The organism is Paraburkholderia sp. BL27I4N3, assembly GCF_003386115.1.
In the GTDB taxonomy this organism is placed as follows: domain Bacteria; phylum Pseudomonadota; class Gammaproteobacteria; order Burkholderiales; family Burkholderiaceae; genus Paraburkholderia.
This window is the reverse complement of sequence record NZ_QREJ01000003.1, coordinates 86,284-103,658: the sequence shown is the minus strand read 5'-3', so window position 1 is coordinate 103,658 and position 17,375 is coordinate 86,284. Positions and strand designations below refer to the sequence as shown.

At 53.1% G+C, this 17,375-nt stretch carries 12 protein-coding genes and 1 pseudogene; 5 read left to right on the top strand and 8 right to left on the bottom strand.

What is annotated here, in order from left to right; translation table 11 throughout:
- From dpdJ to dpdD, 3 genes are read left to right on the top strand one after another with little or no spacing between them, the layout of a single operon-like run.
- Entirely contained in the window at nt 1–4,563 is a 4,563-nt protein-coding gene (gene dpdJ, locus B0G71_RS40570; RefSeq protein ID WP_116150154.1) for a protein DpdJ, read from the top strand.
- On the top strand, nt 4,560–5,093 hold the full coding sequence (gene dpdK, locus B0G71_RS40565) for a phospholipase D-like domain-containing protein DpdK (protein ID WP_116150153.1): 534 nt from the start codon (nt 4,560–4,562) through the stop codon (nt 5,091–5,093). Before dpdJ ends, dpdK begins: the two co-directional genes overlap by 4 nt.
- The gene (gene dpdD / locus B0G71_RS40560) at nt 5,093–7,342 is read left to right on the top strand and encodes a protein DpdD (RefSeq protein WP_116150151.1); all 2,250 of its coding nucleotides are present in this window, start codon (nt 5,093–5,095) and stop codon (nt 7,340–7,342) included. Before dpdK ends, dpdD begins: the two co-directional genes overlap by 1 nt.
- A 97-nt stretch (nt 7,343–7,439) precedes the next feature.
- On the opposite strand, the gene B0G71_RS40555 is transcribed toward dpdD, so the two are convergent.
- From B0G71_RS40555 to B0G71_RS40520, 8 genes and pseudogenes are all read right to left on the bottom strand, one after another.
- A complete protein-coding gene (locus B0G71_RS40555) occupies nt 7,440–7,805 on the bottom strand; it encodes a 6-carboxytetrahydropterin synthase (protein ID WP_116150150.1) in 366 nt (121 codons plus the stop codon).
- Nucleotides 7,802–8,437, bottom strand: coding sequence for a 7-carboxy-7-deazaguanine synthase (gene queE, locus B0G71_RS40550; RefSeq protein WP_116150148.1), 636 nt, complete (start codon nt 8,435–8,437; stop codon nt 7,802–7,804). Before queE ends, B0G71_RS40555 begins: the two co-directional genes overlap by 4 nt.
- The gene (gene queC, locus B0G71_RS40545; protein WP_116150147.1) at nt 8,434–9,138 is read right to left on the bottom strand and encodes a 7-cyano-7-deazaguanine synthase QueC; all 705 of its coding nucleotides are present in this window, start codon (nt 9,136–9,138) and stop codon (nt 8,434–8,436) included. Before queC ends, queE begins: the two co-directional genes overlap by 4 nt.
- Before the next feature lie 17 nt (nt 9,139–9,155).
- Nucleotides 9,156–10,232, bottom strand: coding sequence for a DGQHR domain-containing protein DpdB (gene dbpB, locus B0G71_RS40540; protein ID WP_116150145.1), 1,077 nt, complete (start codon nt 10,230–10,232; stop codon nt 9,156–9,158).
- Nucleotides 10,229–11,524, bottom strand: a complete 1,296-nt coding sequence (gene dpdA, locus B0G71_RS40535; RefSeq protein WP_116150143.1) for a tRNA-guanine transglycosylase DpdA — start codon at nt 11,522–11,524, stop codon at nt 10,229–10,231. The genes dbpB (B0G71_RS40540) and dpdA overlap by 4 nt, the downstream gene beginning before the upstream one ends.
- On the bottom strand, nt 11,521–12,648 hold the full coding sequence (gene dbpB, locus B0G71_RS40530) for a DGQHR domain-containing protein DpdB (protein ID WP_116150142.1): 1,128 nt from the start codon (nt 12,646–12,648) through the stop codon (nt 11,521–11,523). The genes dpdA and dbpB (B0G71_RS40530) overlap by 4 nt, the downstream gene beginning before the upstream one ends.
- Nucleotides 12,645–13,502, bottom strand: a complete 858-nt coding sequence (locus B0G71_RS40525; protein WP_181917003.1) for a hypothetical protein — start codon at nt 13,500–13,502, stop codon at nt 12,645–12,647. The genes dbpB (B0G71_RS40530) and B0G71_RS40525 overlap by 4 nt, the downstream gene beginning before the upstream one ends.
- Before the next feature lie 665 nt (nt 13,503–14,167).
- Nucleotides 14,168–15,127 (bottom strand): annotated as a pseudogene (locus tag B0G71_RS40520) (IS5 family transposase).
- Nucleotides 15,128–15,286: 159 nt separating this feature from the next.
- Between B0G71_RS40520 and B0G71_RS40515 the strand changes: the two are divergent.
- Both B0G71_RS40515 and B0G71_RS40510 read left to right on the top strand, forming a co-directional pair.
- Nucleotides 15,287–16,093 (top strand): HNH endonuclease, encoded by an 807-nt coding sequence (locus B0G71_RS40515; protein WP_116150138.1) that lies wholly within the window; start codon nt 15,287–15,289, stop codon nt 16,091–16,093.
- Between the two features lie 3 nt (nt 16,094–16,096).
- Nucleotides 16,097–17,260: a DGQHR domain-containing protein gene (locus B0G71_RS40510; protein WP_116150137.1), complete on the top strand. Its 1,164-nt coding sequence runs from the start codon at nt 16,097–16,099 to the stop codon at nt 17,258–17,260.
- The last annotated feature ends 115 nt before the right edge of the window (nt 17,261–17,375 follow it).

Sequence of the window (17,375 nt, the reverse complement as noted above, 5' to 3'; positions counted from 1 at the left end):
ATGGAAAATGCTCGAAACACCTTTCTGCAGGGCGTCCTTGATGCTGTCGAAGCAAGGGAAGCGAAGCTTCTAGGTTGGGGGATCGTTGATGGACATTTCCGTCAAGACGAATTCGTCGACCTGATCGATAGGCATATCGAAGAGTCTTTGAAGGCTGGCTTTGATGAGTTTTTGAGCGCTGACGATGTCATCGAGGCCATGCTGCATCTTCAGTGGATAATCGCGGTTGAACGTGACGACGGCACTGTTAACTATCGTTCTCGCATGGCCGAAACAGTACGATTGCTATCGAGGCTCCGGCAGCTATTTCCCAAGCATGCCGGTGATTTTGGCTGGCAGCAAGCATCTACATTGGTCGCAGACTTCCGCTTTCTGCGTCGTCAGAGGCAGTATCCTCGTCGGAATATTTCCGTTGACGAAGCGCTTAACGTACTGCGGTCAAGCACTGCAAGCGCCACTCTGTTGAAGGCGGCGAGAGCGCTCATAGCCCCGGATCATTCTAATTTCCTGCTGTCTGGTTTTCAGGTGCGTGCAGCCGAGCGAGTTATTCGAGGAATTGAGACCGGAAAGCCACTCGCGACAATCGTTTGTGCGGGTACCGGGAGCGGTAAGACACTTGCGTTTTATCTTCCTGCACTCGCTTCGATTGCCCGGCACTTGATAGCTGAACAAGTTCCGAAGCCGTGGGTTAAGACAATAGCTCTTTATCCGAGAGTCGAGTTGCTCAAGGACCAACTACGCGAAGTTCTAAAGCGATCGCTGACGCTCTGTCAGGAGTTGGCCTTCGGAAAGGGTGTGTCTATCCGTGTTGGCGCCTATTTCGGAGATACCCCGAATTCTGCGCGCGAATGTTATTGGCCAAAAGTAGGCGACGATTACATCTGTACTTCGCTTAGCTGCTTGAGTTGCGGCAGTAGTCTCCGTTGGAAGGAGCAAGATCGCAAGGTTGGGCGCGAACACTTAAGCTGCTCGACCTGTGATTTCGAAATTGATGGCGACACATTCCCGCTAACTCGTGACGCGATTGAGAAGCGGCCACCAGATGTCCTGTTTACGACAACGGAGATGTTGAACCAGCGGCTTTCCGATAACGCAGCATGTCATCTGTTTGGGGTAGGCCCTAACGCCATCCGTCCGCCCGAGTTAGTGCTTGTTGACGAAGTCCATACCTATGAAGGTCGGCACGGCGCACAAGTTTCATATCTGATGCGTAGGTGGCAGCGCCTTCTGGATCAACGCTTGCGATTTGTCGGTTTGTCGGCAACGCTGCGTGAAGCGTCATCCTTTTTCGTCTCTTTGACCGGATGTCAACCGAATTTGATCGAAGAGGTCTCGCCTCTGCTGAAAGAAATTGAATTCGAGGGCGCCGAGTATCTCATTGCGCTTCGTGGCGATCCCGTCTCCCGGGCGGCACTTCTGTCGACGACAATCCAGACGACAATGCTATTGCAACGATGTCTGGATCCGAAGGCTGCGAGCGCTGCGTTATCTACCAGCGCAGGGGTATTTGGACAGAAGACGTTCGTGTTCACGGACAATTTGGATGTGATCAATCGGTTGTACTTCGATTTGCTAAGCGCGGAAGGGCGCAATAGCGCAGGAAATCCTGATATGAGTCGCTCACCAAACGGGGGGCTGGCTCACTTGCGAAAGCGAGGGACGTCGAACTATCGCTTTGTGAACGGGCAAGATTGGCGGGTATGCGAATCGCTCCATGGAGATTTGAAACGCAGATTAGATGTGAAAAGGGTAAGTTCGCAGGATCGTGGCGTCAGTTCCAGCGCGGACGTCATTGTGGCGACGGCTGTCTTAGAAGTTGGATTCGATGACCCAAGCGTGGGGGCGATGGTGCAGCACAAAGCGCCACGCAGCATTGCCAGTTTTTTGCAGAGAAAAGGGCGAGCCGGAAGAAGTCGCGGTATGCGGCCGTGGACCGCAATTGTTCTATCGGACTATGGGCGCGACCGCTCGGCATATCAATCGTACGATTTGCTCTTTGACCCCGAACTTCCCGTGCGTACCCTCCCTGTCGCCAATAGATATCTGATGCGTATGCAAGCTGTTTTTGCAACAATCGACTACTTGGGAACTCGGTTGCAAGACGCACCATCCGGTAGTGTTTGGCTAGAGTTGAGCGGGAAGGCTGGCAATCCGAGTCGGCGTAAGCGCTTGCAGCGGGAGATCCAGAGTATTCTGGAATCGGATTCAGGGACTAGACGACTTGCTACGTATTTGGAGCAGGCGCTCAAAGTATCGCGCGACGATGTGTCGGCATTGTTGTGGGAGTTCCCTCGCCCTCTCATGACAACTGTATTGCCTACTGCGTTGCGGAGGCTGAACACCCAATGGACAGCGAACGGCAAGATAGGGGCAGACTACGTCGTTTCCAACAACCCACTTCCTGACTTTATTCCTGCGTCGCTTTTCGCGGATCTCAACCTTGCCGAAGTTGTTATTGATCTCCCAGATGCGAATCTAAAGAACACTTTTGATCGGCCAACGATGTCGATCTTCGCAGCGCTTAGGGAATTTGCGCCAGGCCGTGTTACCCGTCGTTACGGCATCCGACATAAATCCGAAAGGCATTGGATCGCGCCTTCCTTGGATTTCGAAGGGGACGCCCATATGGGGGGTGCAATCGGCTCAGACTTAGACATAACGACGTTTGGGACACATGTCCTTCTAGGGCGATATCAGGTCCGGAGGGACGACAAAGATGACACCATTGCTGTGTATCGCCCAACGTCGCTCCAACCCAAAGTACCTCCTAAAAATGTAAAGGATTCATCCAACGCGTCTATGCATTGGCATACGCAACTTGTGCCAAATGCAAATCCCGTGTGGATAAGTCCTCCGACTGGCGGCGTATGGCGCGACTTGATTGGAAAGGTGGGTTTTTTTACGCACTCACAGCATGCGCCCGTGGAAGTCAGACGATTCGCAACCGGTGTCTCCGCAGAGATCGGAGTCGATAAGGACAAGGTTCGCGCTGACGCAAGGTTCACGTTAGACGATGACGCGGTGGGAGTTGGTGCAAGCTATGGCGCAGACGGAATAGTTTTTCAACTTCGGATTCCAGAAAACTTGGCCGGTCGAAATGATAACCCGAGCGACGTGAAATGGAGAGCGCTACGGTCAGCACGTCTTGCGGATAACGCGTGGCGCGGACATACGTTGCGAATGGTCGACAATCCATTTGCGAGAGAGTGGCTCGTTCAGATCTACCTGTCCGCTGTCACGTATGTAGCCATCAATGAAGGCAAAAGCCTTGAGGAGGCTGACCGTGCCCTGTCGCTCGGCGCATCGTCTATCACGCTTGCACAGGTACTAGACATGCTCTTTCAGTCACAGGTTGTTGAGGTCCAAGACGATTCGCACGGGCAAGCTCCGCAGGACAAGCTACGCCAGGAACTCGATGCATATCTCCATCAAGCAGCAATCCTCAAGGAATTGCACGATGGTGCTCGTGTTCTGTGGGAGCCTATCGATGAAGGTTGGGAGTCGTGGCTGCGAGGCGTCTATCAAAGCACCGTCGCGGCGGCCATTTTGCGCAGCGTCACCGATTTGTGTCCGACTATTGACCCGAACGACATGAATATCGATCTGAGTCGAGGTCCCGTAGATGGTGCGAGTGACTACGCTCCAGACAATGAATCAAGCGAAATTTGGTTGACGGAAAAGACGCCAGGTGGAAGTGGGCTCGTCGAGCAGATAATGCGGCAATATTCTGAAGACCCTCGTCGGTTTTTCTCGGTGGTTCGCGCCAACCTGCAGATGAGCGAATTTGAGACTATCGATTACCAAATGGTGAATTTGTTAACCTTGCTTACCCAAGGTAATGATTCACCGGTAGTCGAATTGATCCGAGAATTTAGGTCGACGACGAGTCATCGCGAAATGACCCGGATCGCCGGAAAACTCCGCCATGCGCTGGTAAGCGAAGGGTTCTCTCCTTTCCACGGATTTATGGTGTCGATGGGCAATCGAATCTTGCGACAGGGTGCGGGGCCCGCGACTGACCGGTATCTCGCTGGTGTACTTGCCCGTTGGAGAGATGAGGAGGGACGTCTCGGCATCGAGATAGACCTGCGTGTTATCAGCCACTTCCTGAGCCAATCCGACGAAATCGACCAGATCGTGCCGGAGGTTGGTGGGATTATAGGCACTGACCGTGGGGCGTGGCGTACGAGTGCTATCTACGGGCTTCTTTGGGCGAGGGGCAAAGCCGTGCGGCAGACGGCGCTCGAATTGCGCAACCCGTTTGCTGAATTACCGCCGATTGAGCGACTCCTTGTAGTTGAAACTATCGCGGACGATCGCATCCACGTATCTGTCGGGGCGGAGGACTGGCTTACTAACGCCGCAGAACACCTGTCCGCCGGTCGACTTGTGACGTTGACGTGCGAGGAATCGCAAAAGTCATTGTTGGGAGATGCGCTTAATACCTTGGTGACCAACCCCATCGACTCTGGATACTTACGTGCCTACGCACGCTTGCAGGGCATAAGGCAGTCTGCCGGCAGGCTAGAGGTGGATGTGGAACTCATTGAGGCCCTGCAATGACCTATCTTCACCGACGAATCTTCAAATCGCAGACGACGGGCGCAATCACTATTCAAGAGTTGCTGCAAACAATGTTTGTGGGTGAAATGTTGCGGGGAGACGGTGACATATGGATCGTGTCTCCGTGGATCAGTAACGTTGTCTTGATCGACAATAGATCGGGAAATTTTGATTCGGTAAACCCGGAATGGGGACGACGCGAAGTGCGCCTCGCGGACGTGCTAATTGCTCTGATGGCGCGCGGGACGTCAGTCACGATCGTCACCCGAAGCGACGAGATTAATCGCAACTTTCTGGCGAAATTGAATGAGTTGGTTGAACAGCAAGCGCTGGAGGATTGTGTTGAATTGCATGTGCGTAAGCAACTGCATACGAAGGGAATATTGTTGACGAGCAGTTTGTTAATGGGATCGATGAATCTCACATATAACGGCATGGTAATCAACGATGAATGGGTAGAGTTCTCCCTAGACAGCCAAGACCTCGCAAGAACAAAGCTCGAATTCATGCAATACATGGAGACTCACTGATGCAGGCCATTCCTCCAGTTGAGCATGCTTGGCTCGAAGCGTTCTTTTCGGCGCCGAACACCATAGCTTGGAATGACGTCAGCCGTGACGAACTCGCTTCGCCCTGGCTCGAGCAAATTCAGCCGTGGATAGGCAATTTTGTAGAAAAGGGCGGGGACGCGCCGATCGTTCTTCCAGTTCTCCGCAGTGATGGTGAAACATTCTGGTATGCGGCAGCTATGGGCGATAGCGACGCGGTGGCGCTTTCTGCCGAACTCCAGGCGGCTGTCGGCGCCAGTTACAGCAATTTCGTCGCGCAACCGTTTGAGGTTGATCGTGCAGACCCAATTGAGTCCGCTCTGTACGACCGCTTCGGACGACGCATCTTTCGATTTGCAGCAACCTCGCCAGACCGTCAGCCTCAGATATTGATCGTACTGTCTCAATATTTGAGCGTGCTGCGCCGTCGTCCGCCTATTCCAGATCGGAATCGTCAACCGTTTGGCCAATTACGCGGGGACTTTGACCGCGCATTACTTGCCGGTAACGAGGCAACGGCGACGGTCTTGTTGGAGGCGATGTGTGCGACGGGCCGCGTGAATGCCGAGCAACGCCAGTTCTTGGAGATACGCCTGCTCTCAGGTCTAGGGCGACACGAAGAAATTGCACGCAATTATGCGCTGCTGCGAGCTATCGCGGAGTTGGCGCTTCCGCCGCAGACGATAGTCGATATCGTAGACGCTCTTTACCGAACTCACATTACCGACATTGAAGACGACGAGCCCACTTTGGTGGTTTCCGCGTTCAAAAAGAGCATCGCTGATGCGTTTGGGGCGCTTTTCAGGGAGAGGAAGGGGATAAGGCATCCCGACGTTCTTAAGGCATTTTTGCTTTTTGAGTTGTGTTCGACAAAGCCTAACACCGCACGATGTGAAGGCATTTTGGCGGCGTATCCCGCCGCAGCACTGGGGGGGCAACTGTTGCAGCGCTGGTGGCAGCATTTCGCTACGCTTTCGACGCCCCCAACATCGTCTGGCGATACGTTGGAAGCTGCCAGACAGGCTATGTTAGATGAAGATTACGAGGCAGGAATCAAACTGTGCATGCACGCGCTTCCAAATTCGTGGGCGTATAGCGCGCTGCTGCGTTGTGCGGTTGAGTTGGGTGATTCCACAGTTGGTTCCGAGATATTGACACTGATCGATGATGCGGGTGAGCAGGTTCGTTCGTTGTTCACCGACCGAGATCGGTCACGGATTGAAAGGCTCAAAAATATAAGCCCATCGGAAGCAGCATCTGCAGGTCAATCTTGGCTTGTCTGGGCGAAAAGCGTCTCTTCGGGAGAATATGAATCATCCCCGATAGCACTTTTAAAAGACTGTGTTGTTAAGTGGAACGTCGAAGACTACTTGTCCGACGTTGCGACGTGTAAGGGGCTCGCTGAAGTCATTAGCAATGCGCCGGTTGCGGCCGAACACATTTTTCGAGATGCATACCCTTACCTCGTGGAATTTTTTGTCTCTCGGGTTGAGCGCCCAGCGCGAGGACTTGTTCCGCTCTATAGTATTTTGATTAAGATGATCGCCTGGAATGGTGCAGCTTCTGCGGATGAACTTGCACTGACTGCGGACTTGCTCGAAGCGTTTGTATCCCTTGGCCCCGCTCGTGAAGATTATGTCGAAACGGTCTCCGATCTAGGAGAAATATTACAGGCGAATCGGGCTGCAATTCATATTGACTGGGCTTTGAATTCTGCCGAAATTCTTGCGCTGCAGTCGTCACCTGAAGAAGAGGTGCGATTGCGGTTTTTTATGAATGTTATCGACCTCGTTCGGGCTAATGTTCACCGGGTCACGGAAGCGCAGCGGCTAGTCCTTCGCATGTTGGCGCAGGATTACGCCTGCCTGGCGGTTTTAGACACCCTTCCGGAACCGGAAGAAGACGTTGACAGCAAAAACGACTTCAGCGTGTTCGCCGGTCTGGTTGGGATATATACCCTGACTGAGTCTGCTGGGCAACGCGCCAAGCAGGTGCTCGAGAAGGTGTTGCCTCTGGCTCGGATTGAATTAAATGCTGACCATGCCGCGACGGAACGATTGCGCCATCTTGCAGCGAATTCGGACATATTCGTGTTTACTTGGCGTAGCAGTAAGCATCAGGCCTATTATTGCGCCAAGGAAGCGAGAGGGCAACGCGATATGCAATTGCCACCCGGCAAGGGTTGCGCAAGCATTTTAGACAGCGTTTTTAAAGAATTAGCGCATCGGTGAAAAACTCGGTTCACCCGGAGTACAACGTTGACTGACGTGGCGTTCCGGGTGTGGCGCCAATAGCCACGATAGGTTGCAGAGATATATTGTCGAGGTTTCAATCGGCAGTCACTTCACACCGGTCACCACTTGCTTGACGTTCCACGCGAACCCGCGAAACATTGGGAAAGACTTGAAAAACCGCTCGATAAATGTAAGCGCATAGCCCTTCGAGGGTGGCGGCACCCAGACCAGGTACTTCATCGAGGAACCGGTGGTCTAACTGATCTTTAATCCGCTGAATTTCTTGGTTAAAAAATCCTAGATCAACGATCATTCCTGTTGTCGCATCGGGCTTGCCACGAAGAAAAATCTGCGCATGATAAGTGTGTCCATGAATTCGTCGACTACCTTCTTGGCCAATTTCCCGGCGAAGAGTATGTGCTGCTTCGAAATAAAAGCGTTGGCTCAGTTCGAATTTCATCGGATACCCAAGGCTTTGTGGGTTTGAAAACTTAGTGACCACCGAGGGTGTGCCTTGCAAAAGTCGATCGCTTTCGCGATGTTCTGCGCTTGATCCGGCCCATCCATTGGCTGCAAATAGAATCGCTCGAACGCAAGATGCTCAAAACCCTTCGGGTCGAACGCGATTTGCGGGAACACTAACTTCAGTTCGTTGCCGGCCTTAATTCGAATATGTGTCCCCGCTTTAGGGCTGACACAAATCCAGTCGAGACCAGCAGGCGCGGATACCGTTCCGTTGGTTTCGACCGCGATGAAAAACCCTTCCTCGGCAAGCGCGGTAGTTAACGCGCTGTCGACTTGCAGCAATGGTTCGCCACCGGTCAACACAACGAAACGGTGAGCACGGTCTGTTGTCGGCCATTGGCTCGCGATCGCATTTGCCAGATCTCGGGCGTCTTTAAATTTTCCGCCGCCCGTGCCGTCCGTTCCGACAAAATCGGTGTCGCAAAATGAACATTGTGCCGTTGAACGATCCTGTTCACGTCCGGTCCACAAGTTGCATCCGGAGAACCGACAGAAGACCGCCGGTCGTCCAGCATTGGCGCCTTCACCTTGAAGCGTATAGAAAATCTCTTTGACGCTATATGTCATGATCGTGCCGTACCAACATAAGATGCGTGTCCGTTCGCCCGAAGTTCGCAAGCGGGGCATTTGCCGCATCCATATCCCCAATCATGCAAGGCGGATCGGTCGCCTAGATAACAGGTATGAGTCTCACTGCGGATGAGGTCGACTAACTCCTCTCCTCCAAACTCATGCGCCAACTGCCAGGTTTGGTGTTTGTTGATCCACATCAACGGCGTTTCGATGATCAGGGGTGTGTCCATCCCAAGGCTGATCGCGACTTGGAGTGCCTTAAGCGTGTTGTCCCGGCAGTCAGGATAGCCGGAGAAATCTGTTTCACACATTCCGCCAACGAGCGCGTGCAACCCTCTGCGGTAAGCTACTGCAGCAGCTAGCGTAAAGAAGAGCAAATTGCGGCCCGGGACAAAGGTGTTTGGAAGGCCATTCGACTCCATCTCGACCGCCTTGTCCTGCGTGAGCGCGGTGTCGCTGATCTTTCCAAGTACTGAAAGGTCTAGCATGTGGTCGTCGCCCAGTTTCGCTGCCCACGTTGGAAACTGCTCCCTCAGTCGTGCTAACACGGAGACACGACATTTCAACTCAACAGCATGGCGCTGACCGTAATCGAAGCCAATTGTTTCGACGTACTCATAGCGACTCAGCGCCCATGCCAAGCAGGTAGCGGAGTCCTGGCCACCAGAAAATAAGACTAGCGCGCGTGTTTTCATAGCGACGATCTCCGCAGTTAGGCGTTAGCTACTTTTCGCGGCCGACGAAGGGCCTTTTTTAACGACCGCACAAGATAGTTGGCGAGCAGATCGATGTCACTGGGCGTGTTCTGAATGCCGTTCCATGGGCGTTCGTCCTGTTCTGAAAAACGCCATTGACCGCTTGTCCACGCCGTATAGGGCTTGAGTAACTCCAGGCCCGGCTCAAATTCGGCGCGAGTCGTTGCCCCTTCGCTCGAGTACAGCAATTCCATTACGAACCCCATTGCTACCAATCCTGCGCCGTGTCTGAGTCGTGACGTTTTGGGGTTCATTCCGACCCATTCGCTTCCGAATACGCTGGTTACGGCCTGAAAGAATTCATTGACGAATTCATATGCGAGATCCTCAAAGTTTTCTTCTTTGATGAATTCTCGGATGGCACCGTCCGACGCCGAATTCATAATCAGCTTTTGCATGGCGGTGTCGCTGATCACGCCTTGCGGATTGGTATGTTGCCGGATCTCGCCGCGTAGCGATGATTTGCGCGTGAAGTTGAGGCGATCGACGATGCGTGCCGAAAATTTTCGAGCGGTGAACCGCGCGGGCAGACCCTCAACGTTAGGCAGCAACTCGTAGATCAGCGTCTTCGGCAGCGGCCGAGTGTTGTTGATCAAAACGAATTGCTGCCTCAATTCGTTGTAATTCTTGCAGATCAACGCTGAGACGAAGACTTGGAAGCCTGGTTTCCTGATTCCGGAGAGGGCTGAAAGTCGTTGCTGCCCATCTACAACGAACCCAGGCTTGCCCTTGGTCGTCGAGATGCTTACCTCGACAATGCCATCACCCAATTCTTTGAGCTTTACGCTGCCGATGAACGCCACGATGACCGCATTCGGAAGCAGCGCGTCGTCACGACTCATGTAGTCACGGATTTCTTTGATATGCGACGCGATCTGGTGTCGCTGGAACCCTCTTAATTGACCATCTTCTTCGCGGCCAACACGCTCAATTTCAGCGAAACCTAAGATTTGCTCCGGTGTGGCCGCAAAGGAAAATACGTCGTGTTCAGCGGCCTGAGAGGCGCGAATAGCTTTAAATCGGTAGTTGCTCACCGCTGTTTCTCCAGGGTTCTTTGTAAGTGTTGGTGATAGACACCGAGATTGTGAAAGCCGCGCCGCTTGTTGCGATTACTCGATCGGAAAATGATGACTTCGACGCCGACGGATTTGCATATCTCACATTGGCAACGCTTCCACGGAGCGTCTTCGAGTGTCCGCTCCACGAGTCCGCGCATTTTCAACAGGTCTTTCTCGTGCTTCTCGATAGGGCTACCGTCACCGAGCGTCAGGAACCGTTGATAATCCATCACGGCATCAAGTGCGGCCTTAACCTTTCCGCCGTTTGTGTCGAGCGCGCGAAGAGCTGCCAGCGCCTTAGTTTCTCTTCTTTGCAGATCTTCAGAACTGAATATCCCGCGCTTGATTCCCTGCATCAATCGGGGGTTCTCGATCGCTTGAGGGATCCGGACGGCCGCGTAATAATCGAGACCGCCCTTCGACGACGGCATGTAGTAATTCGATTTGGCGTCCTTGAACGCGCGGATTAAAGGCGAGGTAGAGTCAAAACTCGTGATGCCGTAACCGGTGAACTCGTGAATATCGTCTGCCTTTGCGAAGCCCAAAAGATGGATCTTCGTTTCCGGCTTAATTGCCGCACGAAGCACGCGAAGGACGAGATGGATAATCTCGACCTTCAATGGAACAAGTCCACCAATCGCGAGATATCGATAACCCATAGCTTCAAGCTGCACGGCAGCCTGGGCGATACTTTGAGGCGACCATCCTTGCACTGCGCCCACTGGTTCGAACGGTTCGCCTTCTTCGCGCGTTAGCTTTAAAAACTCCTCGGCGTTGGCTTGTGTGATCTCGAAACGTGCTGTGACGGTCTCAGGCATCCTGCTTGCAGGCGGGTTGGTAATGTCGCAATCAAAGATAATGTGATCGGGAGAAATGCCATGCGTAAAGCCTGCATCCGAATAAAATTCGACCACCTCTTGTGGAGCATAAGCGGGCTTCTCATGCTCTACGTAGGCAAACGCTCCGCAGTCGCCCAGTAGCATGGCATTCTTATGTTTCGGACCCGTATAGCGTAAGAATTTACGAACGCCGTCACGAAGCATGCGATGCTCTTCAGCGGTCGAATAGCGGACTTTGGATTTCGCGACGCCGGCGGCTTGGCGCACCGCGCTCATTGAGACCAGCAGTCCGTCATACGGCGCAGGCTTCATCATCTCGTGCGCATAGGTGTCGTCCCAGTAACGACGACGTCCCGGAGCATTGCGGTCGGCCATAAAGTCGTAGAGCGGGTCTACATAGTCTTGTGTGTCGGAATATAGAAATTTCATGGTCGTACGCTGCTTGTATAAGCGCGCACTAGCGCGTCTTGTAGTCTCTTAATGTCGCGTGGTGTACTTTGAATTTCATTCCAAGCAACTCCAAGAGTGTCCCAGGTACCCTCAGTCCATCGACATGCGGGTGCTACCTTCTCGAGTTCCTTGCGAACTGTCTTGTAGTCTTCACCGTGTCCTGACAGTCGAGCATAGATTCGATCCATCAGCACTCCCATCGCTTCAATCCCGGCTGAATGCATTAAGCGACTGTTGCGACTGTCGACCCCCCAAGCCGTGGGAAACACGTCTTTTACAGCGGTCCAAAACGTTGTCAAAATGCGATACATACTTTCGACATCGGCGCCTTCTCGACCGGTCGATTTATATGGAGACAGGGCGCCTAACGGATTGTTCATGCTGTTACGAATCATTGTGATCACTGCGGTATCAGTTATCACAGCTACGGTGTTCGCTTTCTCTGAAATGCGTTTTATAAGCTTATAGAAAGGTGAGTCGGCATCTCGGTTCAACAAGCCGCAGATCTCGGACGGAACTTTTTTGGCGCTTAATTCGCGCGGCAGTGATATGCCGCGAGTTTCTGGCAGCAGTTCGTTTATAAGTCGGGTGGGTAAAGGTTTCGCCTTGTTCACCAAGATAAACTGCTCGCGCTGGACTTCAAGGCTGTCAGAGACAAATCCGACAACTGGCACGGAGAGCGCCTTGTTCGATACTTGGGCGAGCGCTAGCGAGCGCTGCTGACCGTCAACAATCCATGCGACGCGCTGCCCTTCTTCGTAGATAGGAATGGTCAGCGTCCCGGCTAAAGCCATCCCGTCATCTCCTGTAGGCTTGGTCCCACGGGACGCTGAAAAATGAATGTCAGGCGACATTGCAAGGATGATCGCATTGGGAAATAGCACGTTACCCTGATTAAGATATTCGGCGATTCCTTTCACGTGCGAGCGTATTTCAGGGCGTTGAAATCCCTTTAGCGCGTCCGAATCGTCCCTCTCGATCCTTGAGATATCAGCGATCTTAACTATGTCGGCGCCCTTGATGAAGAACGCGAAAACATCTAGCCCGTCGCCCTGCGTGGTGCGTAGTGCTCTAACGACTATCTCTTTCTTTGGGGCGGTCAAATGTGGGCTCCCCTGATTAGATTGTTCCGGACGCTTAGCCACAGGTTACGAAATCGCTTCTGTTCGCATGCCACGAAGGAATCGTCACGGAGGAAGCGCAAAAGACGTGTTGACGAACCCTCGAACCGCACCCAGTTATCTCTTAGCAGGATTGAAATCTCCAGATCAGTTTTTCGTTCACGAATGACTTTTTTTCGCAATTGCAGTTTGCTCATGGCACTGGCAACAGCGGCGTGGGCATCGAGCAGCGTCAGGTTCTGCCCTTGCAGGTTCTCGATGAAATGTCTGAGCGCGCGCTGTGCAAAATCGTTGCGTGTGCCAGGTAGATCCGACCCCTCGAGGCGATCATCGTAGGGCAACGTAATCCGTTGAATTTGTTCGCAGACGTTAAGCCTGCCTCTGGCGGACGAAAATACCCTAACGCGGTCAATATCATCAGTCGATAGGCAGGACAAATCGTCCGCGATCATTGATAGATAACTAGACGGTAATGCGATCAGTACCGTTGCATCAGGGTTGCGTTCGATGAGCGCGTGGACGGATCGTTCTTGTCCAAACTCCAAGAGCATTGCGTCCCACCAGTCGTGCGACTTCTTTCCAAGTCTCGCTAGAAGGGGACGAATGGAGTTAGCGCCGTCGACGACTGTCAGTCCGTACTGCGGCACCGCCTCTGTCGAATCCACAACAGTTAGACCAGCCGACACAATGTGCAAACGTGCGTCCAAATGGCTTGCCACCCGCCGAGCTTCCGCGAACGATCTGCCGCCGTACGTCTCAACCGCGAGGTGAGTGCGTGGGGCAGCATTTACCTTACGCATCCAATGTTTGGCAGCGAACTGCAACGTGCCTGCCAAGTGCTCTGCGTCGAGTGCAATAGCTTGGTCGGCAGAGCGTTTTCTACCGGTACAATTCGTCAGGACAAGAAATTCTCTGCTCATAACTACATTGTATAGATAAAAATATTGGATGGAAACTACATGGTCTGGGATTTTAGGTGCTGTAGTTATTTGTGAACTCTCGAATTCGTCTCGACAATAAGTGTAGTGCGGTGCAGCACTGCGCTGCCGGGGATTTTGGGCGAGTCTAGTCATTTCCTTGGCCGCACAGGCTCCCACACCAAGCCTGATCAAGGGTGTCTGCGATCAAGTTGGGTCGGAGCTTCCGACGTGATGTCCCGACCTTCTCAGATCAGTCGCGAGCAAAGAGGTGGCTCCGCGAATCTGAACAGTCGGTTAGGTGGAATCGCTGGGTTCTGGGATTGGCATAATGCCTACAAAGGGAACCAGACGATGACGAAGAGAACCCGGCGCACGCACTCAGCGGCGTTCAAGGCGAAGGTGGCACTGGCAAGGGCAAGGTTCGCTGGCGCTCCGTGCTTACGACGTGCAACTACGCCGAGATTGCTACACGATTTCGGTAAGCGGGCTCTTTGATTCGTTTTACGACGGGTGTGACGGTTTCGAACGGCGTTGTTGCATAAATCGAATTTGAGGGCAAAGGGGCTGCAGTGATGACGAATTCAGGCGATCCGAACGGACTGCGGGCGAGCGAGGGCCGTCATGCGGTTGAGCACGCCCACGCGGATCGCAACTTCGGTCGCCTGCGAACCGATGCGGCGCGCCCACAAGCGATTGCCCGTGAGCGTCTTGAGCCGGTATATCAGGTTCTCGACAAGCGAGCGCCGATGATAGCCGCTGCCCTTCTTCCATTCCGGTCGGCCGCTTTGCGCAATGGCGTCGATGGCCTCGTTGCGCCAGCCAGCACCGGACGTGCTTTCTGGCCATGGCATCGCGCCTTCGCGCGGCGGAATCGACGGCAAAGCCCCGCGCGCGGCGATCGTCGCATGGCAGCGTTTCGTGTCGAACGCGCCGTCGCCACCGATGATTTGAATCGGCATGTCGGAGGGTATCTGGTCCAGCAAATCGGGCAACGCGCTGGCATCGTCGACATCCTGATGCATCATCAGCGCAGCGCATACCTGACCGGTCTTCGCGTCCATTGCCAGGTGCACCTTGCGCTAGGTGCGGCGCTTCGAATAGCCGTGTTTGCGCACTTTCCATTCGCCTTCGCCGTACAGCTTGAGGCCGGTGCTGTCGACGACCAGATGCAATGGCTCGCCACTGCGGAAGGTGGGCAGGAGTACCGTCAGTGTTTGTGCACGGCGGCTCAGCGTGGAATAGTTGGGCACCGGCAAATCAGCGGATGCGAGTTCGCGCAGGCTGTGCACGAAGCCCTGAAGCGCCCGCAACGGCAGATGGAAGACCTGCTTGAGTCCGAGCAGCATCTGGATCACTGCATCTGCGTAGATGCACGGCCGGCCACGCTTGCGCGCGCCGGATTCAACCGCGTTAGTCAGGACGCTTTCGTCGATCCACATCGTTACGTTGCCTCTGGCAATCAGCCCCGCGTTGTATTCCGACCAGTTCCTGACGCGGTAGACGCCCTTGGGCTCGCTTGGCTTGCGTTCGTCCTTGCGCATCTTCCCGCCCAAAGGTCGAGAATCTACGCAGTTCCACCCGAAGTTAACAGACCCACCGCAAGCGCTGTTGCGCGTATACGTCAGTTCCCTCGACAGACTGATTTATGCAACAACTCCGTTTCGAACTAGCGCTATGACAACATAGGCCTAAAAAATTACATGAAAATAACGACGGCGGGCGAAGCCCTTTTTTATTTAATTCGAGACGAAATTCTCGATGTAACCGGAACAGCTCACGCCAAATGGATCAATTTGACGAAGTTTTTTGAGCACGTCGGGGGCGACGTGAAATACGCCCACTATGTTAAAGGCGCTGTTGCCATTCATTCCGTGCGACGTTTGCTACGATTCTGGGAAGAAGAGAAGCCGCTGACGGGTAGTGAGGCTCTTTATGTCGCGAAGGTGACGGGCTTCATAAAGCTGGAAGTCTTCCCAGGGCTCGATTCGAGTCTAGTGGGACGTCTAGCGCGTGCCGTCATTCGTGCCGAAGCGGCATCCTTTAAACCGATCAAGCCAAAAGTAAAGACGCGAGTGTTAGGTGAGCGGGGCCAAATTTCTTGCTATCTCTGTGCTCGGGAACTAGACCCCAGCGCTGCTAAAGACAATGCAGCTCATTTGACGTTCGAGCATCTATGGCCAACCTCGATCGGCGGAGACAGCGTTGAAGAGAATCTTCTGCCGGCCTGTACCCGATGTCAATTAGTAACCAAGGATACAGCGTCTTGGGAATGGATCAACTTGCAAAACTTCGTTTTACCAAAGGAGCCGTCGATTGAGGCGCTTAAAGCGGTACCTCATTCTGTTCGATTTGCGAGGCACTATCTGTACGTTGCTGATCAGGCAAACCGCAGCGAAATGTCGCTCAAGGAAGCATTCTTGCGAGTGGGACCGATGAGCAAGAAGTTGGGCAACCTTAAAACGGGCCTTCCCGTTACGTTTTTTGACTTAACGACTACGCCGGAGTGAGCAGTGATAACCACGAAGAAAGTATCAAAAATCAAGAAACTCAAGTCGTATCAGGCTTTCTCTTTCCAGCAACGGAGCGAGAGCGGGCCGTCTCTCGTCATGTTTCATGCGCCCGTCAAAGAAATCCAGGAGTGGGCTGCAGTAGCGGAGCTTAGCCCAACGACAAGGGGTCCGCAGCGTGAGCAGAAAGAGGCGCGAGTTCAAGCTATTGCGAAATTCCTCAAGGCGGATGACCAGAATACGATTCCTACGGCGTTAATACTGGCCTTCGTTGAAAGGAGGGCTACATTTACGAAACCGAATTCGTCGGCCGCGGGGAAAAGTAATGGTTTACTCTCCATTGAACTTGGATCTACTCCCGCAGCCACCATCGTTGATGGTCAGCATCGTCTGTTCGGTATCGATAGTTTTGATCCGGATATGGAGGTTGCTGTGGTGGCCTTGCTTGAGACGGACAGGGTGGAGCGCGCATTCCAGTTCTTGGTAATAAATAACAAATCTAGTAGAGTGCCAGCAACGCATACTAAAGCACTTTTGGCAACGATGAAAAATACGTCGCTTGCGCTTCGACTAAAAGGTGCGCGCCTCGCTTTCGACGTCGAAGGAATAAAGGACGTCGACCTGATAAATTCAGACATCGAAAGTCCGTTCTTTAAGACTATCGATTGGTCTACGACGCCGCAGAAAAATCGGATAGTTCAAGCCACCTCGATTGAGATTTCGCTCGATTACATCGCCGGGCTGGGCGTTCCCGAGTATTCTGATCGCGACATCTGCCGGAGCGTCTTTCTTGTGATATGGAAAGCCGTCAAGACGCAGTGGCCCAGCCTATGGGTAAAGGATTCGAGATTGCTGTCAAAGATTGGCATCATTTGCTTATCAAGATTCATTGCTGACAGAATTACGAATTGGGCGGACAACGACGACCTCAATATTGAGGTTACAGATCTAGAAGAAATAGAGTCCCAGACTGATAAAATTATTAAGTACATGGATCCTAAGTTTTGGACCACTCCTTGGGCGGAGAAGGCACAAGGCGGGTTTGACACGAATCAAGGGCGGGAAAGGGTGATGTCCGCAATTATACAACTGTACCGAAACGGGCGGCGGGGAATCGCTTGGTACACAGACATCGACATTATTGAGCGATCTGCTGCACGGGAGTAAACGAAAATGCGAATGGCCTAACCGTTGTCGTATCGCTATTCCGCTTACCGGGTTCGAAGATAAGATAAACAAAGCAAGTTTCTCAGGCGATTGCAGGTCGCATATTTGCGGATCA